Annotated in this window: 22 protein-coding genes and 1 pseudogene; 17 read left to right on the top strand and 6 right to left on the bottom strand. The window is 70.4% G+C overall.

Annotated elements, in window-relative coordinates; all coding sequences use genetic code 11:
* Positions 1–26 precede the first annotated feature (26 nt).
* Genes nuoE through nuoN form a run of 10 tightly spaced genes read left to right on the top strand, consistent with a single transcriptional unit; the run spans position 27 to position 13008 of the window.
* Positions 27–845, top strand: coding sequence for an NADH-quinone oxidoreductase subunit NuoE (gene nuoE / locus IEY79_RS13850; RefSeq protein WP_189107825.1), 819 nt, complete (start codon positions 27–29; stop codon positions 843–845).
* Complete coding sequence (gene nuoF, locus IEY79_RS13845) at positions 845–2200, top strand: NADH-quinone oxidoreductase subunit NuoF (protein WP_189107723.1); 1356 nt, start codon at positions 845–847, stop codon at positions 2198–2200. The genes nuoE and nuoF overlap by 1 nt, the downstream gene beginning before the upstream one ends.
* On the top strand, positions 2197–4719 hold the full coding sequence (locus tag IEY79_RS13840) for an NADH-quinone oxidoreductase subunit G (protein WP_189107722.1): 2523 nt from the start codon (positions 2197–2199) through the stop codon (positions 4717–4719). Before nuoF ends, IEY79_RS13840 begins: the two co-directional genes overlap by 4 nt.
* Positions 4716–6104 carry an NADH-quinone oxidoreductase subunit NuoH gene (gene nuoH / locus IEY79_RS13835; protein WP_189107721.1) on the top strand — a complete coding sequence of 463 codons (1389 nt, stop codon included), beginning with the start codon at positions 4716–4718 and terminating at the stop codon, positions 6102–6104. Before IEY79_RS13840 ends, nuoH begins: the two co-directional genes overlap by 4 nt.
* On the top strand, positions 6097–6756 hold the full coding sequence (nuoI, locus tag IEY79_RS13830) for an NADH-quinone oxidoreductase subunit NuoI (RefSeq protein WP_189107720.1): 660 nt from the start codon (positions 6097–6099) through the stop codon (positions 6754–6756). The genes nuoH and nuoI overlap by 8 nt, the downstream gene beginning before the upstream one ends.
* Positions 6753–7577 carry an NADH-quinone oxidoreductase subunit J gene (locus tag IEY79_RS13825; protein WP_189107719.1) on the top strand — a complete coding sequence of 275 codons (825 nt, stop codon included), beginning with the start codon at positions 6753–6755 and terminating at the stop codon, positions 7575–7577. Before nuoI ends, IEY79_RS13825 begins: the two co-directional genes overlap by 4 nt.
* Positions 7574–7873 (top strand): NADH-quinone oxidoreductase subunit NuoK, encoded by a 300-nt coding sequence (gene nuoK, locus IEY79_RS13820; RefSeq protein WP_069927518.1) that lies wholly within the window; start codon positions 7574–7576, stop codon positions 7871–7873. The genes IEY79_RS13825 and nuoK overlap by 4 nt, the downstream gene beginning before the upstream one ends.
* Positions 7874–7887: 14 nt before the next feature.
* Positions 7888–9783, top strand: a complete 1896-nt coding sequence (gene nuoL, locus IEY79_RS13815; RefSeq protein WP_189107718.1) for an NADH-quinone oxidoreductase subunit L — start codon at positions 7888–7890, stop codon at positions 9781–9783.
* Between the two features lie 4 nt (positions 9784–9787).
* Positions 9788–11359: an NADH-quinone oxidoreductase subunit M gene (locus IEY79_RS13810; RefSeq protein ID WP_189107717.1), complete on the top strand. Its 1572-nt coding sequence runs from the start codon at positions 9788–9790 to the stop codon at positions 11357–11359.
* Positions 11356–13008 carry an NADH-quinone oxidoreductase subunit NuoN gene (gene nuoN, locus IEY79_RS13805; RefSeq protein ID WP_189107716.1) on the top strand — a complete coding sequence of 551 codons (1653 nt, stop codon included), beginning with the start codon at positions 11356–11358 and terminating at the stop codon, positions 13006–13008. The genes IEY79_RS13810 and nuoN overlap by 4 nt, the downstream gene beginning before the upstream one ends.
* Positions 13009–13090: 82 nt before the next feature.
* Here nuoN and IEY79_RS13800 read toward each other — a convergent pair whose 3' ends face one another.
* Positions 13091–13402, bottom strand: coding sequence for a hypothetical protein (locus tag IEY79_RS13800; protein ID WP_189107715.1), 312 nt, complete (start codon positions 13400–13402; stop codon positions 13091–13093).
* Positions 13399–14622, bottom strand: a complete 1224-nt coding sequence (gene fahA / locus IEY79_RS13795) for a fumarylacetoacetase (protein WP_189107714.1) — start codon at positions 14620–14622, stop codon at positions 13399–13401. The genes IEY79_RS13800 and fahA overlap by 4 nt, the downstream gene beginning before the upstream one ends.
* A gap of 318 nt (positions 14623–14940) precedes the next feature.
* Between fahA and IEY79_RS13790 the strand changes: the two genes are divergently transcribed.
* From IEY79_RS13790 to IEY79_RS13775, 4 genes are all read left to right on the top strand, one after another.
* Positions 14941–15951: a polyprenyl synthetase family protein gene (locus tag IEY79_RS13790; protein ID WP_189107713.1), complete on the top strand. Its 1011-nt coding sequence runs from the start codon at positions 14941–14943 to the stop codon at positions 15949–15951.
* Positions 15952–16188: 237 nt separating this feature from the next.
* Positions 16189–17463, top strand: a complete 1275-nt coding sequence (locus IEY79_RS13785; protein WP_189107712.1) for a LolA family protein — start codon at positions 16189–16191, stop codon at positions 17461–17463.
* 223 nt (positions 17464–17686) lie between these two features.
* Entirely contained in the window at positions 17687–18637 is a 951-nt protein-coding gene (locus tag IEY79_RS13780; RefSeq protein ID WP_189107711.1) for an ABC transporter ATP-binding protein, read from the top strand.
* Entirely contained in the window at positions 18624–19580 is a 957-nt protein-coding gene (locus IEY79_RS13775; protein WP_189107710.1) for an ABC transporter permease, read from the top strand. The genes IEY79_RS13780 and IEY79_RS13775 overlap by 14 nt, the downstream gene beginning before the upstream one ends.
* A gap of 33 nt (positions 19581–19613) precedes the next feature.
* Here the strand turns inward: IEY79_RS13775 and IEY79_RS13770 are convergent.
* Positions 19614–20591 (bottom strand): annotated as a pseudogene (locus IEY79_RS13770) (M28 family metallopeptidase); the annotation flags it as partial.
* Between the two features lie 140 nt (positions 20592–20731).
* Between IEY79_RS13770 and IEY79_RS13765 the strand changes: the two are divergent.
* Positions 20732–21226, top strand: coding sequence for a phosphatase domain-containing putative toxin (locus IEY79_RS13765; RefSeq protein ID WP_189107708.1), 495 nt, complete (start codon positions 20732–20734; stop codon positions 21224–21226).
* A 37-nt stretch (positions 21227–21263) separates the two neighbouring features.
* Here the strand turns inward: IEY79_RS13765 and IEY79_RS13760 are convergent, their stop codons facing one another.
* Positions 21264–21713 (bottom strand): VOC family protein, encoded by a 450-nt coding sequence (locus IEY79_RS13760; RefSeq protein WP_189107707.1) that lies wholly within the window; start codon positions 21711–21713, stop codon positions 21264–21266.
* Positions 21714–21734: 21 nt separating this feature from the next.
* Here IEY79_RS13760 and IEY79_RS13755 point away from each other — a divergent pair, with 21 nt between their 5' ends.
* Positions 21735–22358, top strand: a complete 624-nt coding sequence (locus tag IEY79_RS13755; protein WP_189107706.1) for a CGNR zinc finger domain-containing protein — start codon at positions 21735–21737, stop codon at positions 22356–22358.
* Positions 22359–22387: 29 nt separating this feature from the next.
* Here IEY79_RS13755 and IEY79_RS13750 read toward each other — a convergent pair whose 3' ends face one another.
* Positions 22388–22861, bottom strand: a complete 474-nt coding sequence (locus tag IEY79_RS13750; protein ID WP_189107705.1) for a winged helix-turn-helix transcriptional regulator — start codon at positions 22859–22861, stop codon at positions 22388–22390.
* Positions 22862–22956: 95 nt separating this feature from the next.
* On the opposite strand from IEY79_RS13750, the gene IEY79_RS13745 reads away from it, so the two are divergent.
* Positions 22957–24450: an MFS transporter gene (locus IEY79_RS13745; protein WP_189107704.1), complete on the top strand. Its 1494-nt coding sequence runs from the start codon at positions 22957–22959 to the stop codon at positions 24448–24450.
* Here IEY79_RS13745 and rarD read toward each other — a convergent pair.
* Positions 24387–25448 carry an EamA family transporter RarD gene (gene rarD / locus IEY79_RS13740; protein WP_189107703.1) on the bottom strand — a complete coding sequence of 354 codons (1062 nt, stop codon included), beginning with the start codon at positions 25446–25448 and terminating at the stop codon, positions 24387–24389. The two genes, IEY79_RS13745 and rarD, sit on opposite strands and share 64 nt — an antisense overlap.
* Positions 25449–25471 lie beyond the last annotated feature (23 nt).

Raw genomic sequence — 25471 nt, 5'->3', positions numbered from 1 at the left:
CACCGAATTCCGAGGTCAGCCTCGGAATGCCCCAACTCCCCGCCCCCGACTACCCGGCCGATGTGCGCGCCCGGCTGGAGACGGACGCCAAGGAGGTGATCGCCCGCTACCCCGACAGCCGCTCGGCCCTGCTGCCGCTGCTGCACCTCACGCAGTCCGAGGACGGGCACGTCACCCGTACCGGCGTCCGGTTCTGCGCCGAGATGCTGGGGCTGACCACCGCCGAGGTGACCGCGGTCTCCACCTTCTACTCGATGTACCGGCGCAAGCCGTCCGGCGACTACCAGGTCGGCGTCTGCACCAACACGCTCTGCGCGGTGATGGGCGGCGACGCCATCTTCGACGAGCTGAAGCAGCACCTGGGGGTCGGCAACAACGAGACCACCGAGGACGGCAAGGTCACGCTGGAGCACATCGAGTGCAACGCGGCCTGCGACTTCGCGCCGGTGGTGATGGTCAACTGGGAGTTCTTCGACAACCAGACCGTCGAGTCGGCGAAGCAGCTCGTGGACGACCTGCGGGCCGGCGAGCAGGTCACCCCGACGCGCGGCGCGCCCCTGTGCACGTACAAGGAGACCGCGCGCATCCTCGCGGGCTTCCCCGACGAGCGCCCCGGCGCCGTCGACGCCACCGGTGGCGCGGGCCCCGCCTCGCTGATCGGCCTGAAGCTCGCCAAGGGCGAGGCCATCCCGGCCCGTACGCCCGCCCCGCGCGCCGACAGGGCCCCGCGGGACACACCGCCCCAGCCCGGTTCCGAACATCTGAGCTCGCACGACGCGCCGCAGCAGACCGCGCCGTCCGATCCCGCGAACCCCACGGGCCCGGTAGCCGAGGAGGGGAAGTGATGACCACCGCACCCGAGATGAGCGACACCGGCCCGGAGAAGCTTCTCTCTCCGGTCCTGTCCGCGTTCTGGGACCAGCCCGACGCGTGGACGCTGGAGACCTACCGGCGGCACGAGGGGTACGAGGGGCTGCGCAAGGCGCTCGCCATGACGCCCGACGACCTCATCGCCTACGTGAAGGACTCCGGTCTGCGGGGCAGGGGAGGCGCCGGCTTCCCCACCGGGATGAAGTGGCAGTTCATTCCGCAGGGCGACGGCAAACCGCACTATCTCGTCGTCAACGCCGACGAGTCGGAGCCCGGCACCTGCAAGGACATCCCCCTTCTCTTCGCCAATCCGCACTCCCTCATCGAGGGAATGATCATCGCGTGCTACGCGATCCGCTCGTCGCACGCCTTCATCTATCTGCGCGGCGAGGTCGTGCCGGTGCTGCGCAGGCTGCACGAGGCCGTACGCGAGGCCTACGAGGCGGGCTACCTCGGCAAGGACATCCTCGGCAGCGGGATCGACCTCGACATCACCGTGCACGCGGGGGCCGGCGCGTACATCTGCGGCGAGGAGACCGCGCTGCTGGACTCGCTGGAGGGACGGCGCGGACAGCCCCGGCTGCGCCCGCCGTTCCCGGCGGTCGCGGGTCTGTACGCGTGCCCCACTGTGGTGAACAACGTCGAATCCATCGCCTCGGTTCCCGCGATCCTCAACCGCGGCAAGGACTGGTTCAAGTCGATGGGCAGCGAGAAGTCCGCGGGCTTCACGCTCTACTCGCTCAGCGGCCATGTGGCCAGCCCCGGCCAGTACGAGGCCCCGCTCGGCATCACCCTGCGGCAGCTGCTGGACATGGGCGGCGGCATGCGCCCCGGCCACCGGCTCAAGTTCTGGACGCCGGGCGGCTCCTCGACCCCGATGTTCACCGACGAGCACCTGGACGTCCCGCTCGACTACGAGGGCGTCGGCGCCGCCGGATCCATGCTCGGCACCAAGGCGCTCCAGTGCTTCGACGAGACCACCTGCGTGGTGCGGGCCGTCACCCGCTGGACCGAGTTCTACGCCCACGAGTCCTGCGGCAAGTGCACACCGTGCCGTGAAGGCACCTACTGGCTGGTCCAGTTGCTGCGCGACATCGAGGCCGGCAAGGGCGTGCCCTCCGACCTCGACAAGCTGAACGACATCGCCGACAACATCAACGGCAAGTCGTTCTGCGCACTCGGAGACGGCGCCGCGGCGCCGATCTTCTCCTCGCTCAAGTACTTCCGCGAGGAGTACGAGCAGCACATCACCGGCAAGGGCTGCCCCTTCGACCCGGCGAAGTCCACCCTGTGGGCCGACCAGAACGCGCACCTGGAGGTGAACGCATGACAGTCACCACCTCCGCCCCCACCGGCGGCGGCGAGGCGGCGGTCCCGCCCGAAGATCTCGTCTCGCTGACGATCGACGGCATCGAGATCTCGGTCCCCAAGGGGACCCTGGTGATCCGCGCCGCCGAACTCCTCGGCATCGAGATCCCCCGGTTCTGCGACCACCCGCTCCTCGACCCCGCCGGCGCCTGCCGGCAGTGCATCGTCGAGGTCGAGGGCCAGCGCAAGCCGATGGCCTCCTGCACCATCACCTGCACCGACGGCATGGTCGTCAAGTCGCAGATCACCTCGCCGGTCGCCGAGAAGGCGCAGCGCGGTGTGATGGAGCTGCTGCTCATCAACCACCCGCTGGACTGCCCGGTCTGCGACAAGGGCGGCGAGTGCCCGCTGCAGAACCAGGCGATGAGCGCCGGTCAGGCCGACACCCGGTTCGAGGGCAAGAAGCGGACCTTCGAGAAGCCCGTACCGATCTCCACACAGGTGCTGCTCGACCGCGAGCGGTGCGTGCTCTGCGCGCGCTGCACCCGCTTCTCCAACCAGGTCGCGGGCGACCCGGTGATCGAGTTCCTGGAGCGCGGCGCGCTCCAGCAGGTCGGTATCGGGGTGGGCGACCCGTTCGAGTCGTACTTCTCCGGCAACACCATCCAGATCTGCCCGGTCGGCGCGCTGACCTCGGCGGCGTACCGCTTCCGCTCCCGCCCGTTCGACCTGGTCTCCTCGCCGAGCGTGTGCGAGCACTGCGCGGGCGGCTGTGCCACCCGCACCGACCACCGGCGCGGCAAGGTCATGCGGCGCATGGCCGCCGACGACCCCGAGGTCAACGAGGAGTGGATCTGCGACAAGGGGCGGTTCGGCTTCCGCTACGCGCAGCGGCCGGACCGGATCACCTCGCCCCTCGTACGGAACGCGGACGGCGAGCTGGAACCGGCGAGCTGGCCCGAGGCACTTGAGGCCGCGGCCAACGGTCTCGCCGCCGCGCGCGGCCGGGCCGCGGTCCTGAGCGGCGGCCGGCTGACGGTCGAGGACTCCTACGCGTACGCCAAGTTCGCCCGCGTCGCCCTCGACACCAACGACATCGACTTCCGCGCGCGCGTACACAGCGCCGAGGAGGCCGAGTTCCTCGCCGCCCACGTCGCCGGACACGGCGTCGACCTGGACGGCAAGGGGATCACGAACACGACGCTGGAGAAGGCCCCGGCCGTCCTGCTCGTCGGTTTCGAGTCCGAGGAGGAGGCGCCCGGCCTCTTCCTGAGGATGCGCAAGGCCCACCGCAAGCACGGGCAGCGCAGCTTCTCCCTCGCCACGCACACCACGCCCGGTCTGCGGAAGGCCGGCGGCACTCTGCTGCCCGCCGCGCCCGGCACCGAGACCGAGTGGCTCGACGCGCTCGCCTCGCAGACCGGCCTCGAAGGCGCGGGCACCCGCGCCGCCGACGCCCTGCGCGAGAGCGGCGCGGTGATCGTCGTCGGCGAGCGGCTGGCCGCCGTCCCCGGCGGGCTCACCGCCGCCGCCAGGGCCGCCACCGCGACCGGCGCCAAGCTCGTCTGGGTGCCGCGCAGGGCCGGTGAGCGCGGCGCGGTCGAGGCCGGCGCGCTGCCGACGCTGCTGCCCGGCGGCCGTCCCGCCACGGACCCGCGGGCCCGTGAGGAGGTCGCCGAGGTCTGGCGCGTACGCGAACTGCCGCACCGCCACGGCCGGGACACCGGCCAGATCGTCGAGGCCGCCGCGACCGGCGAACTCGGCGCGCTGGTCGTCGCGGGCGTCGAGGTCGCCGACCTGCCGGACCCGGCACGCGCGCGTGAGGCGCTCGCGGCCGTCGGCTTCCTGGTCTCGATGGAGCTGCGTCCCAGCGAGGTCACCGACCACGCCGACGTCGTCTTTCCCGTCGCGGCCGTCGCCGAGAAGGCCGGCACCTTCCTCAACTGGGAGGGCAGGGTGCGGATGTTCGAGGCCGCCCTCAAGCCCGACCAGATGACGCGGCGGCTGGCCACGGACGACGCGCGGGTGCTGCACATGCTCGCCGACGCCATGGACGTGTCCCTGGCGCTGCCCGACCTGAAGGCCGTACACACCGAGCTGGACCGGCTCGGCCACTGGGACGGCCCGCGTGCCGAAGGGCCCGTCGAGTCGTCGCGTCCGCTGCCCCGTCCGGGCGCGGGCGAGGCGGTGCTCGCCGGTCACCGGCTGCTGCTCGACCAGGGCCGGCTCCAGGACGGCGACGAGGCCCTGGCGGGCACCCGCCACGCGGCCGTCGCCCGGCTCTCCGCCGCCACCGCGGCCGAGACGGGCGTCAAGGACGGCGACGTCCTGGCCGTCACCGGCCCCGCAGGCACGGTCGAACTGCCGCTCAGCGTCACCGAGATGCCCGACAACGTCGTCTGGCTGCCGCTGAACTCGGCCGGCGGCGGTGTCCTCGCGGACACCGGATCCCGGCCGGGCACGCTCGTCCGGATCGGCCCCGCCGAGGCACAGGCCCCGGCCGGCGCACCGGAGTCCGACGCACCGGAGGTGCGCGCATGACCGCCCTCGCCCAACTCGGCGCGGCACCCGCGCAGAGCGTCCTCGCCGCCGAGGACCTCTCGATGTTCGGCACCGACCCGTGGTGGCTGGTGGCCATCAAGGCCGTCTTCTGCTTCGCGTTCCTCATGGTGACCGTGCTGATCGCGATCGTCTGGGAGCGCAAGGTCGTCGCCTGGATGCAGCTGCGCATCGGGCCCAACCGGCACGGCCCCTGGGGCATGCTCCAGTCGCTCGCCGACGGCATCAAGCTGATGCTGAAGGAAGACGTCGTCGTCAAGCGGGCCGACAAGGTCGTCTACGTCCTGGCGCCGATCATCGCGGCGGTGCCCGCCTTCATGGCGATCGCCGTGATCCCCTTCGGACCCGCGGGCAACGAAGTCTCGATCTTCGGCCACCGCACGACGATGCAGCTGACGGACCTGCCGATCGCGATGCTCTACATCCTCGCGGTCGCCTCGGTCGGCATCTACGGCATCGTCCTCGCCGGCTGGTCGTCCGGATCGACGTACCCGCTGCTCGGTGGCTTGCGCTCGTGCGCGCAGATGATCTCCTACGAGATCGCGATGGGCGCCGCGTTCGCCTCGGTGTTCCTCTACTCCGGGTCGATGTCGACCTCGGCGATCGTCGACGCGCAGGCCGACCGGTGGTACATCATCCTGCTGCCGGTCTCCTTCATCATCTACATCGTCACGATGGTCGGCGAGACCAACCGCGCGCCGTTCGACATGCCCGAGTCCGAGGGTGACCTGGTCGGCGGCTTCAACACCGAGTACTCGTCGATCAAGTTCGCGCTGTTCATGCTGGCCGAGTACGTCAACATGGTCACCGTCTCCGCCGTCTCCGCCACGCTCTTCCTGGGCGGCTGGCGGGCCCCGTACCCCATCTCCACGTTCTGGGAGGGTGCGAACCACGGCTGGTGGCCGATGCTCTGGTTCATCGTCAAGGTCCAGCTGCTGCTGTTCTTCTTCATCTGGCTGCGCGGCACGCTCCCGCGTGTGCGCTACGACCAGTTGATGAAGCTCGGCTGGAAGGTCCTGATCCCGGTCTCGGTCGTCTGGCTGATGCTGGTCGCCACCGTGCGTGCCCTGCGGAACGAGAACTACGACTTCCAGGACATCGTGCTCTACGTGGCCGGGGCCGTCATCGCGATCCTGCTGCTCTCCTTCGTCGCCGACATCTTCCGGGACAAGAAGGAGAAGGCCGCTGCCGCGGCCGAACCACCACCGCCCCCGTTCGATCCGATGGCCGGTGGATTCCCGGTGCCTCCGCTGCCGGGGCAGACCCTGCCGCCCGTGCCGCGCCGGCGCTCACGCGGTGAGCGCGAACTGATTGTCAGTGGCGGGGTCAATACTGAGAGTGACGGAAAGGAGGCTGACGGTGCCTGACAACGCTTCCAAAGGTTCGAAGGGGGACGACCCCGGCGCGCGCCGGCTGAATCCGGTCGCCGGCTTCGGCGTGACCTTCAAGGCCATGTTCAAGAAGCGGCTGACCGAGCAGTATCCGGAGACGGAGAAGGTGACGGCGCCGCGCTTCCACGGCCGCCATCAGCTGAACCGTCATCCGGACGGCCTGGAGAAGTGCATCGGCTGTGAGCTGTGCGCCTGGGCCTGCCCGGCGGACGCGATCTATGTCGAGGGCGCGGACAACACCGAGGAGGAGCGCTACTCCCCGGGTGAGCGTTACGGCCGCGTCTACCAGATCAACTACGCCCGCTGCATCCTGTGCGGACTCTGTATCGAGGCGTGCCCCACCCGGGCGCTCACGATGACCAACGAGTTCGAGCTGGCCGACAGTTCGCGCGAGAGCCTCATCTACACCAAGGAGCAGCTCCTCGCGGGACTGGAGGAGGGCATGGTCGAGTCCCCGCACTCGATCTTCCCCGGCACGGACGAACAGGACTACTACCGGGGCCTGGTGACCGAAGCCGCCCCCGGCACGGTCCGGCAGGTCGCCTTCACCAAGGGCGAGCGCCCGCAGGAAGGCGCCTCCGACTTCGGCGAGGACGAACCGGCGTCGAGGAAGGTGATCGGCGGATGAACACGCTCGCCGCTTCCCTCACCTCGACCGGCGAGGCCGTCCAGTTCTGGATCCTCGGCACCGTCGCCGTGATCGGCGCGCTCTGCACCATCCTGATGAGGCGGGCCGTGCACAGCGCGCTCTGTCTCGCCGGGACCATGATCATCCTGGCGGTCTTCTACCTGGCCAACGGGGCGTACTTCCTGGGCATCGTGCAGATCGTCGTCTACACCGGCGCGATCATGATGCTCTTCCTCTTCGTGGTCATGCTCGTCGGCGTCACCGCCGCCGACTCACTCACGGAGACGATCAAGGGCCAGCGCTGGTGGGCCGCCGCCTGCGGGCTCGGCTTCGGTGTCCTGCTGATCGCGGGCATCGGCAACGCGTCGCTGACGACCTTCACCGGGCTCGGCGTCGCCAACGCCGGGGGCAACGTGGAGGGCCTCGCGGCCCTGGTCTTCACCAAGTACGTGTTCGCCTTCGAGATCACCGGCGCCCTGCTGATCACGGCCTCCGTCGGCGCGATGGTGCTCACGCACCGCGAGCGCACCGAACGGGCCCTGACCCAGCGTGAGCTGTCCGAGCAGCGGATCCGCAGCAAGCACGTGCCGCCGCTGCCCGCGCCCGGTGTCTACGCCCGCCACAACGCGGTGGACATCGCCGGTCTGCTGCCCGACGGCACCGCTTCCGAGCTGACGGTCAGCAAGACGCTCAAGGACCGCGGCCAGATCCGGGACGTGTCCGGTGAGGCCATGGCCGACCTGAAGGCGCTGGAGCAGCGGTCGAGCGAGCGCCTCGGCCGTGTGGACCGCCGGGACCGCGAGGACGGTGTCACCAAATGAATCCGGTCAACTACCTCTATCTCGCCGCCCTGTTGTTCACCATCGGTGCGGCCGGAGTGCTGATCCGGCGCAATGCGATCGTCGTCTTCATGTGCGTCGAGCTGATGCTCAACGCGTGCAACCTCGCATTCGTCGCCTTCTCCCGGATGCACGGCAATCTGGACGGCCAGATCATCGCCTTCTTCACGATGGTCGTCGCCGCAGCGGAAGTCGTCGTCGGGCTCGCGATCATCGTGTCGCTGTTCCGTTCGCGCCACTCGGCCTCGGTCGACGACGCCAGCCTGATGAAGCTCTGAGGGGTCGCTGAATCGTGGAGAATCTGATTGCGCTGCTCATCGCGGCGCCCCTGCTCGGAGCAGGTCTACTGCTGTGCGGCGGGCGACGCCTGGACCGGGTGGGACATCTGCTCGGCACGGTCCTGGCGGCCGCCTCCTTCGTGATCGGTGTGGTGCTGTTCGCGGACATGCTGGGCAAGGGCGGCGAGGAACGCGCCCTGCACCAGCACCTGTTCAGCTGGGTGCCCGTCGAGGGCTTCCAGGCGGACATCGCCTTCCAGCTCGACCAGCTGTCGATGACGTTCGTGCTGCTGATCACCGGCGTCGGCACCCTGATCCACATCTACTCCATCGGGTACATGGAGCACGACGAGCGGCGCCGCCGCTTCTTCGGCTATCTGAACCTGTTCCTCGCGGCGATGCTGCTGCTCGTCCTCGCGGACAACTACCTGCTGCTGTACTTCGGCTGGGAGGGTGTCGGCCTCGCGTCGTACCTGCTCATCGGCTTCTGGCAGCACAAGCCCAGCGCGGCCACGGCGGCCAAGAAGGCGTTCCTGGTCAACCGCGTCGGCGACATGGGTCTGTCGATCGCGATCATGCTGATGTTCACCACCTTCGGCACGTTCGCCTTCGGGCCAGTGCTGGAGTCCACCGGTGAGGCGAGCGACGGCACGATCACGGGCATCGGCCTGATGCTCCTGCTGGCCGCCTGCGGCAAGTCGGCGCAGGTGCCGCTCCAGTCCTGGCTCGGCGACGCGATGGAGGGCCCGACCCCGGTCTCGGCCCTGATCCACGCGGCGACGATGGTGACCGCGGGCGTGTATCTGATCACCCGGTCCGGCGCGATCTTCAACGCGTCCCCGGACGCGCAGCTGGTGGTCGTCGTCGTCGGAGCGGTCACGCTCCTCTTCGGTGCGATCGTCGGTTGCGCGAAGGACGACATCAAGAAGGCCCTCGCGGGCTCGACGATGTCCCAGATCGGCTACATGATCCTGGCCGCGGGCCTCGGCCCCATCGGCTACGTCTTCGCGATCATGCACCTGGTGACGCACGGCTTCTTCAAGGCGGGGCTGTTCCTCGGCGCCGGCTCGGTCATGCACGGCATGAACGACGAGGTGGACATGCGCAAGTACGGCGGCCTGCGCAAGTACATGCCGGTCACCTTCGTCACCTTCGGTCTCGGCTATCTCGCGATCATCGGCTTCCCCGGTCTCTCCGGCTTCTGGTCGAAGGACAAGATCATCGAGGCGGCGTTCGCCAAGGGAGGCACCGAGGGCTGGATCCTCGGCGCCGTCACCCTGCTGGGCGCGGCCCTCACGGCGTACTACATGACGCGCGTGATGCTGATGACCTTCTTCGGCGAGAAGCGCTGGCAGCCCGACGCGGAGGGCAACGAGCCGCACCCGCACGAGTCGCCCAAGTCGATGACGATCCCGATGATCGTCCTCGCCTTCGGCTCGGTCTTCGCGGGCGGTCTCTTCTCGCTCAACGAGTCGTTCGTGAAGTGGCTTGAGCCGGTCACCGCCTTCGAGCACGGTCACCCGCCGATCAGCGCGGGGGCCGTCACCGCGTCCACGGTCGTGGTGCTGCTCATCGGTGTCGGCGCCGCGTATCTCCAGTACGGCCGCAAGCCGGTGCCGGTCATCGCGCCGCGCGGCTCGCTGCTCACCCGCGCCGCCCGCCGCGATCTCCTCCAGGACGACTTCAACCATGTGGTCCTGGTCCGCGGCGGCGAGCACCTCACCCGCTCGCTCGTGTATGTCGACCACACCCTGGTCGACGGTGTCGTCAACGGCACGGCGGCGTCGTTCGGCGGGCTCTCCGGCCGGCTGCGCAAGCTGCAGAACGGCTACGCCCGCTCCTACGCGGTCTCGATGTTCGGAGGTACGGCAGTGCTCATCGCCGCGACCCTGCTGATGAGGGCGGTGTAATCAGATGTCGTTCCCTCTTCTGACGGCGACGGCGGCCGTCCCGGCGATCGGCGCGATCGTCACGGCGGCCGTCCCGGCCGCCCGGCGTACCGGGGCCAAGTGGATCGCGCTGGCCTTCTCGCTCGCCACGCTCGTGCTGGCGGCGATCGCGCTGGTCCGCTTCGAACCCGGCGGTGACCGCTATCAGCTGACCGAGTCCCACGCCTGGATCTCCGACTTCGGAGTCAGATACGAACTGGGCGTGGACGGCATCGGGGTGGCGCTCATGGCGCTCACCGCCCTGCTGATCCCCTTCATCATCCTGGCGGGCTGGCACGACGCCGACCCGCTGGAGACGAAGAGTTCCCGCTGGCGGCCGACGCAGGGCTTCTTCGCCCTGATCCTGATGGTCGAGGCGATGGTGATCCTCTCCTTCGAGGCCACCGACGTCTTCCTCTTCTACATCCTGTTCGAAGCCATGCTCATCCCGGTGTACTTCCTCATCGGCGGCTTCGGGGACCGGGCCCACGCGGGCGGTGACGAGGCGGGAGCCACCCAGCGGTCGTACGCGGCCGTGAAGTTCCTCCTCTACAACCTGGCCGGCGGTCTGATCATGCTGGCCGCCGTCATCGGTCTGTTCGTCCAGGCGGGGACCTTCTCGCTGGCGGAGATCGCCGAGGCCAGGGCCAACGGGACGCTGGACATGTCGACGGGCATGGAGAGGTGGCTCTTCCTGGGCTTCTTCTTCGCCTTCGCCGTCAAGGCGCCGCTCTGGCCGGTGCACACCTGGCTGCCCAACGCCATGGGCGAGGCGACCGCGCCCGTCGCCGTCCTGATCACCGCGGTGGTCGACAAGGTCGGCACGTTCGCGATGCTGCGCTTCTGCCTCCAGCTCTTCCCGGAGGCGTCCAAGTGGGCCACCCCCGTGGTGCTGGTGCTGGCGCTGATCAGCATCGTCTACGGGGCGCTGCTCGCGGTCGGCCAGCGTGACATCAAGCGGCTCATCGCCTACGCGTCGATCTCGCACTTCGGCTTCATCATCATGGGCATCTTCGCGATGACGAGCCAGGGCCAGTCCGGCGCGACGCTCTACATGATCAACCACGGAATCTCGACGGCGGCGCTGCTGCTGGTCGCGGGCTTCCTGATCTCGCGGCGCGGTTCACGGCTCATCTCGGACTACGGCGGTGTGCAGAAGGTCGCCCCCGTCCTGGCGGGCACGTTCCTGATCGGTGGTCTGGCGACTCTCTCGCTGCCGGGGCTCGCCCCGTTCGTGAGCGAATTCCTGGTCCTGGTCGGCACGTTCAGCGTGTATCCAGTGATCGGCATCATCGCGACCGTCGGCATCGTCCTCGCCGCGCTGTACGTCCTGGTCCTCTACCAGCGCACGATGACGGGCCCGGTGAACGAGTCGGTCCGCAGCATGCCCGACCTGAAGCTCCGGGAGCTGGCGGTCGTCACCCCGCTGATCGCGCTCCTTCTCTTCCTGGGCGTCTACCCGAAGCCGCTGACCGACATCGTGAATCCGGCGGTGGAGCACACCATGAGTGACGTACAGAAGACCGATCCCAAGCCCGAGGTGGAGGCAGCACCGTGAGTGCGACAGCTGTCCACAGCCTGTGGACAACGACGGCGGCCGAGGGGATCGACAAGATCCAGGCCCCCAAGATCGAATACGCGCAACTGGCCCCGGTGCTGATCGTGCTGGGTGCCGCCGTCGTGGGCATCCTGCTTGAGGCGTTCGTCCCGAGGAAGGGGCGGTACTACGCGCAGCTCTTCCTCTCGGTCGTCGCCCTGGCCGCCGCGTTCGCCGCGGTGGTCGCCCTGGCGGCGAACGGGTACGGCAGTACCAAGGCGCACCTCGCCGCGATGGGCGCGATCGCCGTGGACGGCCCCGCGCTGTTCCTCCAGGGCGTCATCATCCTGACGGCGATCGTCGCCGTGTTCACCTTCGCCGAGCGCAGGCTCGACCCGGTGAGCCACGGCAACCGCATCGACTCGTTCGCCGCCCAGGGCGCCTCGGTGCCCGGCAGCGAGAGCGAGAAGGCGGCGGTCAAGGCCGGGTTCACCACCACCGAGGTCTTCCCGATCGCGCTGTTCGCGGTGGCCGGCATGCTGGTCTTCCCGGCAGCCAACGACCTGCTGACGCTCTTCATCGCGCTGGAGGTCTTCTCCCTCCCGCTCTACCTCCTCTGCGCCCTCGCCCGCCGCAAGCGGCTGATGTCGCAGGAGGCCGCGGTGAAGTACTTCCTGCTCGGTGCCTTCTCGTCCGCGTTCCTGCTGTTCGGCATCGCGCTGCTGTACGGCTACGCGGGCTCGGTGACGTACGCGCGCATCGCCGCCGTCGTCGACGGCTCGGTCGCCACCGTCGACCCGGTCCTCGCCGACACCATGGGCAACGACGCGCTGCTGCTCATCGGCGGCGCGATGATCCTCATGGGCCTGCTCTTCAAGGTCGGCGCGGTGCCGTTCCACATGTGGACCCCGGACGTCTACCAGGGCGCGCCCACGCCGGTCACCGGCTTCATGGCGGCCGCGACGAAGGTGGCGGCGTTCGGCGCGCTGCTGCGGCTGCTCTACGTGGTCCTGCCGGGCCTGCGCTGGGACTACCGGCCGGTGATGTTCGGCGTCGCGATCGCCACCATGGTGTTCGGCGCGATCGTCGCGATCACCCAGACGGACATCAAGCGCCTCCTGGCGTACTCGTCGATCGCGCACGCGGGCTTCATCCTGGCCGGTGTCATCGCGATGACGGACGAGGGAATCTCCTCCGTCCTCTTCTATCTGGCGGCGTACTCCTTCGTCACGGTCGGCGCGTTCGCCGTCGTCACGCTGGTGCGCGACGCGGGCGGAGAGGCGACGCATCTGTCCAAGTGGGCCGGGCTGGGACGGCGTTCGCCACTGGTGGCCGCGGTCTTCGCGGTCTTCCTGCTGGCCTTCGCCGGTATCCCGCTGACCTCGGGCTTCTCCGGCAAGTTCGCCGTCTTCAAGGCGGCGGCGGACGGCGGGGCCGGGTCGCTGGTCGTGGTCGGTGTGATCTCGTCGGCGATCGCCGCGTTCTTCTACGTCCGGGTGATCGTGCTGATGTTCTTCAGCGAGCCGAAGGCGGACGGCCCCACGGTCGCCGTGCCCTCGCCGCTGACGATGACCACGATCGGGGTGGGCGTCGTCGTGACGCTGGTGCTGGGCCTCGCGCCGCAGTACTTCCTGGATCTGGCGAGCCAGGCAGGCGTCTTCGTGCGGTAGCCCGTACAGCGGACGAACGCCGTGGGGCCCCACCGACACCGGTGGGGCCCCACGGCGTTCAGTGGCTGTCAGGACCCTGCTGTCAGGACCCGGACTCCGGGGGCGCCTCGGGGAGGCGCAGCGCGCCGTCCACGCAGCCGGCCATCCAGTCGGCGTTCGTCTCCACGCCGTCGGTCTCCGCGTGCTCCCCGCACTCGGACTCGGCCGCCCCCCGGTCGGACGCGTCGGCCCCGCCGAGATGGCCGGCCGGGCCCTTGTCCCGCCCGAAGGTGTAGCCGTCCACGTAGCCGGGCTCCTCGCCCCGGCCTCTGAGGGCGAGGGCCGTCAGCACCACCAGCAGCAGCGCACCCAACAGGACGAGCGGTGGTCTCAGCGGTCCGCGGGCGGTCCTCACCCCGCGACGACCCGGCCGGTCACCTCGCCGAGGCCCACGCGGGTGCCGTCCGGCCCCGGGGCCCAGGCGGTGAGGGTGACCTCGTCGCCGTCCTCCAGGAACGTCCGCTTGCCGTCGCTGAGTTCGATCGGCTCCGTGCCGTTCCAGCTCAGCTCGATCAGGGAGCCGCGCTGGTCGCGCTCGGGGCCGCTGACCGTACCGGAGCCGTACAGGTCGCCCGTACGGAGCGAGGCGCCGTTCACCGTCATGTGGGCCAACTGCTGCGCCGCGGTCCAGTACATGCCCGCGAAGGGCGGTTCGGAGAGCAGCCGGCCGTTGAGGGTGACCGTGATCCGCAGGTCGAAGCCGCCGGGCACCTCCTCGTCCGCGTCGTCCAGATACGGCAGCAGCGGATGCGTACGGGGCGGGGGAGAGACCCGGGCCGCGTCCAGGGCCGCCAGGGGCGTCACCCAGGCCGAGACGGACGTGGCGAAGGACTTGCCGAGGAACGGCCCCAGAGGGACGTTCTCCCAGCCCTGGATGTCCCGTGCCGACCAGTCGTTGAGCAGCGAGAGACCGAAGACATGGTCGTCGAAGGCGGCCAGCTCCACGGAGGTGCCCATCGCCGACGGGGTGCCGACCACGAAGCCGACCTCCGTCTCGATGTCGAGCTTGACCGACGGCCCGAAGGACGGGGCGGCGTCGGCCGGCGCCTTGCGCTGCCCGGACGGGCGCACCACGTCCGTACCGGAGACGACGACCGTGCCCGCGCGGCCGTGGTAACCGATCGGCAGATGTTTCCAGTTCGGGGTCAGCGGCTCACCGTCGGGGCGGAAGATCCGGCCCAGATTGGTGGCGTGGTTCTCGCTGGCGTAGAAGTCGACCCAGTCGGCGACCTCGTACGGCAGATGCATCGTCACCGAGCCGAGCGGGTGCAGCAGCGGCTCTATGTCCGGCCGGTGGGCGGGGACCGTGACCCAGGCCGTGAGCGCGCGGCGCACATCGCGCCAGGCCGTGCGTCCGGCGGCCATCAGCGGGTTGAGGCTGGGCCGGTCGAGCAGCGCGGCGTACGGGGAGCCCAGCGCGTGCGCGGCGGCTCCCGCGTCGAGCACATGGCCGCCGACGCGGACCCCGAGCCGGCGCCGCTCGGGCTCGTCGGCCGTGGTGAAGACGCCGTACGGGAGGTTGTGCGGACCGAAGGGGTCTCCCTCGGCGACTTCGAGCGGGCTCTGCTCGGGCATGGGTGCTGCCTCGCTTTCCGGATCGATGCGGGACACGTTACGTCGGTGTTGCCCGGCGGCGGCAGTGGTGAAAAGCGCGCAATGACCGAAAGAACCCGAGTGTGGCGGGGAGTTAGGGGAACCTACCGGCGGTAGCCCGAACGGGCAGGGGGTGCGGACATATGGGGGTAGTTCCGATCTTATTTACTGATCACGAACATACGGGTGGAGCCGGGAAGGCGCCCATGATGATCGAAACTCGACCGGATACGCTGACTTGAATGACAGCAGCGACACATCGACAATCCATGTGATCGTCAGCAGACAGGAGTACCCCTCGTGACCGTCGTCGGGCCGTTCGGGCTGAGCGTGCGGGACCCGGCTCTTGAAGCCGATGTCCTGAGCGGATTGTCGGCCGTGGAGGCGGGTCTCCTCGAAGCCACCAAGAGCGAGGTCCCTTTCATCACGGAAGCGGCGCAGCATCTGGTGCGCGCCGGGGGCAAGCGGTTCCGGCCGCTGGTCGTGATGCTGGCGGCCCAGTTCGGCGACCCGTACGCCCCCGGGATCGTCCCGGCGGCCGTCGTCGTCGAGCTGACCCACCTCGCGACGCTCTACCACGACGACGTGATGGACGAGGCGGACGTACGCCGGGGTGTCGACAGCGCCAACAGCCGCTGGGGCAACTCCGTCGCGGTCCTCACCGGTGACTTCCTCTTCGCGCGCGCCTCGCACATCCTGGCGGACCTCGGCCCCGAGGCCGTACGGATCCAGGCCGAGGCGTTCGAGCGGCTGGTGACGGGTCAGATCCTGGAGACGGCCGGACCGCGGGACGGGCGCGACCCGGTCAGCCACTACCTCGACGTGCTCGCCGGCAAGACCGGCGCGCTGTTCGCCGTGTCGGGCCGCTTCGGCGCCCTGACGTCCGGCGCCGGCGAGACGGTCACCGACATCCTCACCCAGTACGGTGAGCGGCTCGGCGTCGCCTTCCAGCTCGCCGACGACGTCCTGGACATCGCCAGCGACTCCCACGAGTCCGGGAAGACACCGGGCACCGACCTCCGCGAGGGCATCCCCACGCTGCCGGTGCTGCTGCTGCGGGCCCAGGCGGAGGCGCACGGGCGCCCGGAGGACGTCGAGCTGGTCGAACTCCTGGACGGGGACCTGACGGACGACGCCAGGCACGCGGAGGCGCTGCACAGGCTGCGTGCGCACCCGGCGCTGGAGCAGGCACGGCGGGACACCGTCCGGTACGCCGAGGAGGCGCGTACGGCCCTCGCGCCGCTGCCCGAGTGCTACGCGAAGTCCGCGCTGCTGGAGCTGTGCGACGCGGTGGTCCACCGGGCGGGCTGAGTACGCCTGTTGACGCCCCCGACGCCCGGTCCGGCCGTCCCCTACTGGATGGGGGAGGCGGCGGCCCCCACCGTCATCCCAGAGCAGTACGCGAGGTTGCGCCCGCGGGTTGACGCTTCCGATTAGCCGATTTGGTCTTATGGAGAGCACCACCCCGGACCAATTCGAGTGAGAATGGCGGCAAGGGGTGGACGAGTGTGAAGGACGGAAGCCGCCGACCACGGAGGTAGGGCACACATGGCACCGAACGACAGCGCACAGATCACCGGCGGGAACGACGAGGCCGGGGACCTTCCGGCGGACCGTCGCAGAGCGGCGCGCTATGTGGTTCCGGTCGCGGTGGCCGGAGTCGCCGCGGCGACCATCGGACTCGTCCCCGCGCTCGCCGCGTCGGGCGACCCGGACCTGCCGAAGATCACCGCGGCGCAGCTGATCGAGAAGATGGCGGCGTCCGACACGGAGCGGCTGTCCGGCACGGTCAAGATCACAACCGATCTCGGCATCCCGTCGCTCGGCGGCCTCGGCGGTTCGGCCGCCGGAGCGCTCGCGCCGAAGGGCGGGGCCGGGGACGGCACGGACGGCGGTTCGGCCGCGGAGCCGACCGGCAGGCTGATGGAACTGGCCTCCGGCGAGCACACCCTGCGGGTCGCCACCGACGGGCCCGACAAGCAGCGGCTGTCGATCCTCGACAGCGCCGCCGAGTACAGCCTGATCCACAACGGCGGCGAGGTGTGGGCGTACGACAGCGCCTCCAACGAGGCCTATCACGCGGAGGCTCCCGCCGACGCGGCGAAGGGCACCGGCAAGGGCAAGAACGGCGCGCACGGCAAGGACCAGGCTGTTCCGAGGAGTCTGCCCGCCACTCCGCAGGACTTCGCGCGCGAGGCACTGAAGGCCTCGGGCGACACGACCTCGGTGACGGTGGACGGCACGGCGCGGATCGCTGGCCGTGACGCCTACCAGCTGGTGATCAAGCCCAAGCAGGCCGGTTCGACGGTCGGTTCCGTCAAGGTGGCGGTCGACTCCAAGACCGGTACGCCGCTGAAGTTCACACTGCTGCCGAGCAGTGGGGGCAAGGCCGTGGTCGATGTCGGCTTCACCAAGGTCGACTTCTCCCGTCCGGCCGCGTCCACCTTCGACTTCACGCCTCCCAAGGGCACGAAGGTGACGGAGGCCGACGAGTCGAAGGCGGCGGGTAAGGACCAGATCCACAAGGCGCCCAAGGGCGCCAAGGAGCTCGGTTCGGAGCCGAACGTGATCGGCGAGGGCTGGACCGCCGTGGTCCGGCTCGACACCGGCGCCAAGGCCCCGACGGCCGCCGCGTCGAAGGACATGCCGGCCGAGGCCCAGCAGTTCATGGACGCGCTGGGCGACAAGGTCGAGGGGAAGTTCGGTTCGGGCACGGTCTTCAAGACGCGTCTGGTGAACGCCCTGATGACGGACGACGGCAAGGTCTTCGTCGGCGCGGTCACCAAGGACGCGCTGGTCAAGGCGGCCAACGAGGCGAAGTAGCGCCGGGTCGTGTCCGCGAGGCGGCACCGTCCGCCGGCCGGGCCGGGCTTCGCGGACACGACCCGGGCGCCGCGGACCCCGGCGCCCGGACGCCGCGCGTGAGCGGGCCGCCCCGTCGTACGCTCCGTACGGCGGGGCGGCCCGCTGTCCGCGCTCCGGGGCCGGGAGCGACCGGGCGGACAGGGAGGACCGGCGGGGCCGGTCGGGAGAGGAAGGGCGAGGGATGACCGTCGTCATAGAGACACGCGGGCTCACCAAGCGCTACCGGGGCGGGCAGCTCGCCGTCGACCGTCTCGACCTCGCCGTGCCGGCCGGCAGCGTCTTCGGCTTCCTCGGCCCCAACGGCTCCGGCAAGACCACCACCATCCGCATGCTGATGGGCCTGATCGAGCCGACCGCGGGCACGGCCGCGGTCCTCGGCCGCACCATGCCGCGCGCGGCCAGGGCCGTACTGCCGCAGGTGGGCGCGTTGATCGAAGGCCCGGCGCTGTACGGGTACTTGAACGGCCGCGACAATCTGCTGCGGTACGACTCCGCCGACCCGACGGCCGATCCGCGCACCCGGCGGGCCCGGGTGGCCGAGGCGCTGGAGCGGGTCGGGCTCACGGCGGCGGGCGGCAAGAAGGCGAAGGCGTACTCGCTCGGCATGAAGCAGCGGCTCGGGCTCGCGGCCGCGCTGCTCCAGCCGCGCAGGCTCCTGGTGCTCGACGAGCCGACGAACGGGCTCGACCCGCAGGGCATGCGGGAGATCAGAGCGCTCGTACGGGAGCTGGCCGGGGAGGGCACGACGGTCTTCCTCTCCTCGCACCTGCTGGACGAGATCGAACAGGTGTGCACGCACGCCGCCGTGATGGCACGCGGGCGGCTGCTGACCCAGGGGACCGTGGCCGAGCTGGCGGCGGGCACGCGTGGCCGGCTGGCGGTCACGACGCCCGATCCCGCGGACGCGGCGCGGGTGCTGAAGGAGCTGGGGGTCACCGATGTGACGGTGGCCGGGGACCGGGTGAGCGGGGAGCTCGCCGTGTCCGGCGAGGGGGAGCCGGCAGATCCGGCGGAGCTGAACGCCGGGCTCGTACGGGCGGGGGTGCGCGTACGGGCCTTCGGAGTCGAACGTGCCTCGCTGGAGGACGCGTTCGTGGCGCTGACCGGGGAGGGATTCGATGTCGCGGGCTGAGGTGCTGGAGCCGGGCGGCGGAGGAGGCGACCCGGCGGACGGCCGGCGGGGCGCGGGCGCGGGCGCGGGTGCCGGTGCCGGGACGCGTCCCGTATCGCCGCTCTGGACGTTCGGGCTCTTCCGCTCCGAGCTGACCACCACCTTCCGCCGCTGGCGCACCCTGGCGCTGCTGGGCGTGCTGGCCGCCGTACCGGTTCTGATCGGCATCGCCATCAAGATCGAGACGAGCGACGGCGGCTCGGTCGGAGGCGGCGGGCCGGAGGGCGGCGGCGGCCCCGCCTTCCTCACGCAGATCACCAACAACGGGCTGTTCCTCGTCTTCGCCGCGCTCGCCGCGACGCTGCCGGTCTTCCTCCCGATGGCGGTCGGCGTCATCGCGGGCGACGCCGTGGCGGGCGAGGCGAACGGCGGCACCCTGCGCTATCTGCTGGTCGCGCCGGCGGGCCGGACCAGACTGCTGCTGGCCAAGTACGCCGCGACGCTGGTGTTCTGTCTGGCCGCCACCCTGGCGGTGGCGGTCTCCGCCCTGATCGTGGGGGCGCTGCTCTTCCCACTCGGCGACGTCACGACCATCTCGGGCACGACCATCTCGTTCGGCGACGGACTGGTCAGAGCGGTGCTGATCGCACTGGTCGTGGCCGCCTCACTGATCGGGCTCGCGGCGCTCGGCCTGTTCGTCTCCACGCTCACCAACAGCGGGATCGCGGCGATGGCCACGACGGTCGGGCTGGTGATCACGGTGCAGATCCTGGACACGATCCCGCAGCTGCACGGGATCCACCCGTATCTCTTCCCGCACTACTGGCTGTCCTTCGCCGATCTGCTCCGCGAGCCGTTCTACTGGGACGACGTGCTGAGGAATCTCGGCCTGCAGGGCGTGTACGCGGCCGTGTTCGGCTCGGCGGCCTGGGCGCGCTTCACGGCGAAGGACATCAGTGCGTGAGGGCTGGACCCGTCCTTCCGGATCAGGTCAGGTCGCCAGCTCCCAGATGGCGTAGGCGACCGCGTCGCTGTTGCGGTTCAGTGCGGTGTCGTTGATGCTCGCCGTCGTGTCGCAGGACGAGTGGTAGCAGCGGTCGAAGGCCTGTCCCGCCGTGCCGCCCCACTTCTGCGCCTGGGCGCTCGACTTCGTACGCCCGGCGCCGGTGAACAGCCCGCCGACCGGTACGCCGATGCTCATGAAGGAGGCGTGGTCCGAGCGGCCGTCGCCCTCGGTCTCGATCTCCGTCGGGACGCCGATTCCGGCGAAGTACGTCTTGAAGGTCTGCTCGATGGCGGGGTCGTCGTCGTAGACGAAGTAGCCGGCGTTCGACGAACCGATCATGTCGAAGTTGAGATAGCCGTCGAGCTTCGCGCGCTCGGCGGACGGCAGGTTGTTCGCGTAGTAGCGGGAGCCGACCAGCCCCAGCTCCTCAGCGCCCCACCAGCCGAACCGCAGATGCTTCGTCGGCTGCAGCCCGGCTCTGGACACCGCGAGCGCGGTCTCCAGTACGGCGGCGGAGCCCGACCCGTTGTCGTTGATCCCGGCGCCCGATGTCACCGAGTCGAGGTGGGCACCGGCCATCACGACCTGGTTGGGGTCGCCGCCGGGCCAGTCGGCTATCAGGTTGTAGCCGACGCGTCCGCCGGAGGTGAACTGCTGTACGGAGGTGGTGAACCCGGCCGCGTCCAGCTTGCCCTTCACGTAGTTGACCGAGGCCAGATAGCCGGGCCGGCCATGGGCGCGGTTGCCGCCGTTGGCGGCGGCTATCGAGGAGAACTGGGTGAGATGCGCCTTGACGTTGGTGAGCGATATGTCGGGCGCGGCGAGAACAGTAGCGGGGGCCGCGGCACGGACCGTGCCGGGGGCGGACGACGCGGTCGCGGCGGGAACACCGGCCGCGAGCAGCCCGCCGATCGCGAGAGCGCCGACGAGAACGGAACGTGCGGGAACGGAGAGCGTGGAGAGCTTCATGTGGGGGCTCCGGATTCCGTACGGGGACTGACGGAAGGTGGTGCGCACGATGCGTGCTGATGGTCGACGTGCGCTCGATGCAGCGTCAAGGGCAGGAATCGGACACGGGTGTTCGCACTCCGGATACTTATGCTGCTGACATGCGACCCACGTTGTTCAGCGTCGACCTGCCCGGCCCGGGACGTCTGAGCACCATGGCCAAACCTCGGGGAGCCGACTGGCTGGAGGACGAGATGCGGGGCCTGCGCGACGCGGGTGTGGATGTCCTGGTCTGCGCCCTCACCCGGGCCGAACGGGACGAGTTGGGCCTCGCCGACGAGGAACGGGCGGCCGGGGCGGCCGGGCTGCGTTACGTCGGCGTCCCCATCCCCGACCGCACGGTCCCCGACCTGGCGGTGGTCCTGCCGGCGCTGCGCGAACTGACCGCCCGGCTCGTCGGCGGCGCGCACGTGGTGACCCACTGCCGGGCCGGCATAGGCCGCGCGTCCCTGCTGGCAGCCGCGCTCCTGATCCTGGGCGGCACGGACCCGGACACCGCGTGGGACGCTCTCGAAAAGGCCCGCGGCCTCGCGGTCCCGGACACCCCCGAACAGCGGGCCTGGACGCTGCGCCTCCCCACGTCCGCCGGGACCTGACAGGGCGGGCCGGCCCAGGCCGCGCGGACCCGCTTTCTCACTGCACGCAGAACTCGTTGCCCTCCGGGTCCGTCATGGTCACCCAGACGCCCTCCGGCACGTTCTCCTCGTGGAGGACCTTCGCCCCCAGGCCCTGAAGCCTGGCCACTTCGGCCGGCCGGCGGTCTTCGCCCACGTGGACGTCGAGGTGGAAGCGGCTTCTGCCGGCCTTCGTCTCCGGTACGCGCTGGAAGAGGATCCGCCGGCCCGTCCCGGCACCCGTGTCGGGGTCGAACGGGTCGTCCGGATGGCGGACGGCGATGAGATCGAGCCAGGCGCGACGGCCGTGTGAATCGACTGTTTGCTCGATGGGTACGGCGCCGATGCCCAGTAGCCGCTCGATCAGCGCACTGTTGTCCTCGACCTCGTAACCGAGCGCCTCGGCCCAGAAATCGGCCTGCCGGTGCGGGTCGGTCGTATCGATGACGAGCATCCAGTGCAAGGTCATGAAACTGTTTATAGTGGTTACATGACTGGTCGCGCGACGAACACGCCGGGGATGGTCCTGCGGACCCCCGAGGGGCGTCCCTACCGTTTCGACCCCGGCGCGCTGTGCCTGGAGTTGCTGGTGACCGGCGGGCCGAGGTCGCTCACGCGCCACGACGTGCTGGACGGTCCGGCCGGACTGGTCCGCTGGGCGGGGGAGAGCCGGCTCGCGCCAGGTCTGGAGCCGCTGCTCACCGTGGCCGAGGCCGACGTACGGACGGCGCACGCGGTGCGTGACGCGATGCTGCGGATCACCGCCGACCGCGCGCGCGGCCACCGCTTCGACCGCCCCGCGGACGCCACCGACTTCGCCGTCCTCAACGCGGTGGCGGCCGAGCCCCCGCTGGTCGCCCGGATGGGCGCGGACGGGGCGCGCGAGTGGGCGCCGGGGGCGACCGGGGCGCAGCTGTTGTCGACCGTCGCGCGCGACGCCGTGGACCTCTTCACCGGGCCGTACGCGGACCGCATCCGCGAATGCTCCACGTCCAACTGCTACCTGCTGTTCGTCGACACCTCACGGCCGGGCCGCAGACGCTGGTGCGCGATGGAGCGGTGCGGGAATCTCCACAAGGTCCGGGCCCACCGCGCCCGGCAGAGCGCCGTCTGACGGGCGCGGTGGGCCCGCGTGAGCGGCCGTCAGACGGCCGTCCGTGCCTCCGCCTCCGCACGCCTGTCGTACTCCGCGCGCGACGCCGCGATCTCGTTCTGGTGCTTCTCGGTCCAGACCACCAGCGCGTTGATGGTCGTGTGCAGCGTCCGCCCCAGCGGCGTGAGCTGGTACTCCACGCGCGGCGGCACCACCGGGTGGACCGTGCGCTTGACCAGGCCGTCGCGCTCCAACTGCCGCAGCGTGACCGTCAGCATGCGCTGGCTGATGCCGTCGATCTCCCGGCGCAGTTCCGTGAAGCGCAGGGTCCTCACGTCCAGCAGGGCGATGACCAGCAGCGACCACTTGTCGCCGATCCGGTCGAGGATCTGCCGTACCTCGCAGTCCTCCCGGGTGTCCCACTGGAAGGGATCGGCGTCCCCGTAGTCGCAACGGCTGGCGGGGGCGGGGGCGGCGGCGGTATCCGCCGAGTGCCTCGGTGACTTCAAAGTGCCTCCTTCCACGGCATCTGATCGTGCCTCAGGATCGAGGTGGTTACAAGAGGGAACCGACCCTCGACCTGGTAACCGCCCATCCACCGCGCTCCGAGGAGACAGCCATGCCCTCCGCCACCGAGGAACCGGGACCGGCACCGGTCGCCGCTCTGTCCGCCCGTGCCTGGGCCCTCCTGCTGGTCCTCTGCGGCACGATCTTCCTCGAAGGGATCGACGTCGCGATGCTCGCCGTCGCCATCCCCTCGATCCGGTCCGACCTGGACCTGTCGACCGGCACCGCGGCCTGGGTGATGAGCGCCTACATCCTCGGCTACGCCGGATTCACCCTGCTTGGCGGGCGCGCCGCCGATCTGCTCGGCCGGCGCCGGATGTTCCTGGTCTGGCTCACCGTCTTCCTGCTCTTCTCCGGCCTCGGCGGTTTCGCGACCGAGGGCTGGATGATGATCGTCGCCCGCTTCGTCACGGGCGTCTCGGCCGCCTTCATGACCCCGGCGGCGATGTCGATCATCACCACCTCCTACGCGGAGGGACCGCAGCGCAACCGCGCCCTGCTCGTCTTCGCAGGTACGGCCGCCGGAGGCTTCTCGCTCGGCATGGTCGCCGGCGGGCTGCTGACCCAACTCGGATGGCGCTGGGTGTTCTTCGCCCCCGTCCTGCTGGCGGGCGCGCTCCTGATCGCCGCGCTGCGGGTGCTGCCCCGCACCGGGGCCGCCGCCGACGTGCCCGAGAGGACCGCGCACGGCTTCGACCTGCCCGGCGCCGCCGCGGCGGCGGGCGCGATGCTCCTGCTGGCCGCCGGGATCGTACGGCTGGAGCACGGCGTCTCCGGCTGGCAGCTCACGGCGGGCGCGTTCGCCGCCGGACTGCTGCTGGTGTACGTCTTCGTCGCCGTCGAACGCCGGTCCGCCGCCCCGCTGGTACGGCTCGCGATCTTCCGCGAGGCCGCGACGGTCCGCGCGGACCTCGGCGCGCTGCTGTTCGTCGGCTCCTTCTTCGGCTTCCAGTTCATGGCGACCCTCTACCTCCAGGAACTGCGCGGCTGGTCCTCGCTGGAGACCTCGCTCGCCCTGGTCCTGATGGGCATCGACGTGATCCTGGCACCGGTCCTCACGCCCCGCCTGGTCCAGCGGTTCGGCAACACCCGGGTGGTGCTCGGCGGTTTCGCGGTGGCGGTCGTGGCGTACGCGCTGTTCCTGCCGGTCGGCATGGACTGGTCGTACGGGCTGATGGCCCCGATGCTGCTCCTGACCGGCGTCGCGTTCGCCCTGGCGTACGGACCGCTGTCCATCGCGGCGACGGACGGTGTCGCGCCGCACGAGCAGGGGCTGGCGAGCGGGCTGCTCCAGACGTCGACGCAGTTCGGTTCGGCGATCGGCATCTCGGCGGTGACCGCCGTCCACGGCCTGGCGTCGCCCACGGGCGCGGAGGCGACCCTGGGCGCCTTCCGGGCGGCGCTGGTGGTGCCGGTGGTGATGGTCCTGCTGGGACTCGCGGTCACGGCGACGGGCCTACGGCGCCGGAAGCCGCTCGCTCCTCACTCGCCGGAGGGCGTACTCGTCCCGGCCCGGCCCGCGGCCGTGACCCCGTCGGCCGACTGAGCGCGGATCGGGGACGGAGCCTGAGGCAGCGCCTCGGGCTCCACCCGCGCCTCGGCCCGTGCCTGCGCCCGTGTCTCCGCCTCCGCCCGCCGCAGCGCCTCCGCCTTCGCCCTCGTGCGCCGGGACGTCCGCAGCGCGTCCCACGTCAGGATCGTCAGCGCCGCCCACACCAGCGCGAAGCCCGCCCACCGCTCGGCCGGCATCGCCTCGTGGAAGTACAGGATCCCCAGGAGGAACTGGAACACCGGCGCCAGATACTGCAACAGTCCCAGCGTCGACAGCGGCACCCGTATCGCCGCCGCCCCGAAGCAGACCAGCGGCACGGCCGTCACCACACCGGTGGCCGCCAGCAGCGCTGCGTGCCCCGCCCCCTCGGGTCCGAACGTGGCGTCACCGGAGCCCCCGAGCCAGACCAGATAGCCCAGCGCGGGCACGAAGAGGATCACGGTCTCGGCGGCCAGCGACTCCAGACCGCCGATGTTGACCTTCTTCTTCACCAGGCCGTACGTCGCGAACGAGAAGGCCAGCGTGAGCGAGATCCAGGGCGGCTGCCCGTAGCCGATCGCCAGCACCAGCACGGCGATCAGACCGACGGAGACCGCGGCCCACTGGGCGGGCCGCAGCCGTTCCTTGAGGAGCAGGACTCCCATGGCGATGGTGACGAGGGGGTTGATGAAGTACCCGAGCGACGCCTCGACGACATGGCCGCTGTTGACCGACCAGATGTACAGGCCCCAGTTGACGCTGATCACGGTGGCGGCCACCACCAGCAGGCCGAGCTTGCGGGGCTGGCCCAGCAACTCCCGTACCCACGCCCAGCGGCGCACCGCGAGCAGCGCGATCGCGACGACGGCCAGCGACCAGACCATCCGGTGGGCCAGGATCTCGACCGCGCCGGAAGGCTTGAGCAGGGGCCAGAAGAGGGGGACCAGACCCCACATGCCGTAGGCGCCGATCCCGTACAGCAATCCCGCCCGCTGCTCTCCGTCCGACTTCACTGGCCCTCCCGAACCGCACACAA

It is taken from the genome of Streptomyces camponoticapitis (assembly GCF_014646115.1).
Lineage (GTDB): Bacteria > Actinomycetota > Actinomycetes > Streptomycetales > Streptomycetaceae > Streptomyces > Streptomyces camponoticapitis.
This window is presented reverse-complemented; position numbering and strand designations above follow the sequence as displayed.

Excerpts from the sequence above, each read along its gene's own strand:
- nuoK (WP_069927518.1), top strand. The coding sequence starts at position 7,574 with ATGAATCCGGTCAACTACCTCTATCTCGCCGCCCTGTTGTTCACCATC.
- nuoH (WP_189107721.1), top strand. The coding sequence starts at position 4,716 with ATGACCGCCCTCGCCCAACTCGGCGCGGCACCCGCGCAGAGCGTCCTC.
- fahA (WP_189107714.1), bottom strand. The coding sequence starts at position 14,622 with ATGCCCGAGCAGAGCCCGCTCGAAGTCGCCGAGGGAGACCCCTTCGGT.
- IEY79_RS13760 (WP_189107707.1), bottom strand. The coding sequence starts at position 21,713 with ATGACCTTGCACTGGATGCTCGTCATCGATACGACCGACCCGCACCGG.
- IEY79_RS13775 (WP_189107710.1), top strand. The coding sequence starts at position 18,624 with ATGTCGCGGGCTGAGGTGCTGGAGCCGGGCGGCGGAGGAGGCGACCCG.
- IEY79_RS13825 (WP_189107719.1), top strand. The coding sequence starts at position 6,753 with ATGAACACGCTCGCCGCTTCCCTCACCTCGACCGGCGAGGCCGTCCAG.
- IEY79_RS13755 (WP_189107706.1), top strand. The coding sequence starts at position 21,735 with ATGACTGGTCGCGCGACGAACACGCCGGGGATGGTCCTGCGGACCCCC.
- nuoF (WP_189107723.1), top strand. The coding sequence starts at position 845 with ATGACCACCGCACCCGAGATGAGCGACACCGGCCCGGAGAAGCTTCTC.
- IEY79_RS13810 (WP_189107717.1), top strand. The coding sequence starts at position 9,788 with ATGTCGTTCCCTCTTCTGACGGCGACGGCGGCCGTCCCGGCGATCGGC.
- IEY79_RS13745 (WP_189107704.1), top strand. The coding sequence starts at position 22,957 with ATGCCCTCCGCCACCGAGGAACCGGGACCGGCACCGGTCGCCGCTCTG.
- nuoE (WP_189107825.1), top strand. The coding sequence starts at position 27 with ATGCCCCAACTCCCCGCCCCCGACTACCCGGCCGATGTGCGCGCCCGG.
- IEY79_RS13765 (WP_189107708.1), top strand. The coding sequence starts at position 20,732 with ATGCGACCCACGTTGTTCAGCGTCGACCTGCCCGGCCCGGGACGTCTG.
- IEY79_RS13780 (WP_189107711.1), top strand. The coding sequence starts at position 17,687 with ATGACCGTCGTCATAGAGACACGCGGGCTCACCAAGCGCTACCGGGGC.
- IEY79_RS13785 (WP_189107712.1), top strand. The coding sequence starts at position 16,189 with ATGGCACCGAACGACAGCGCACAGATCACCGGCGGGAACGACGAGGCC.
- IEY79_RS13840 (WP_189107722.1), top strand. The coding sequence starts at position 2,197 with ATGACAGTCACCACCTCCGCCCCCACCGGCGGCGGCGAGGCGGCGGTC.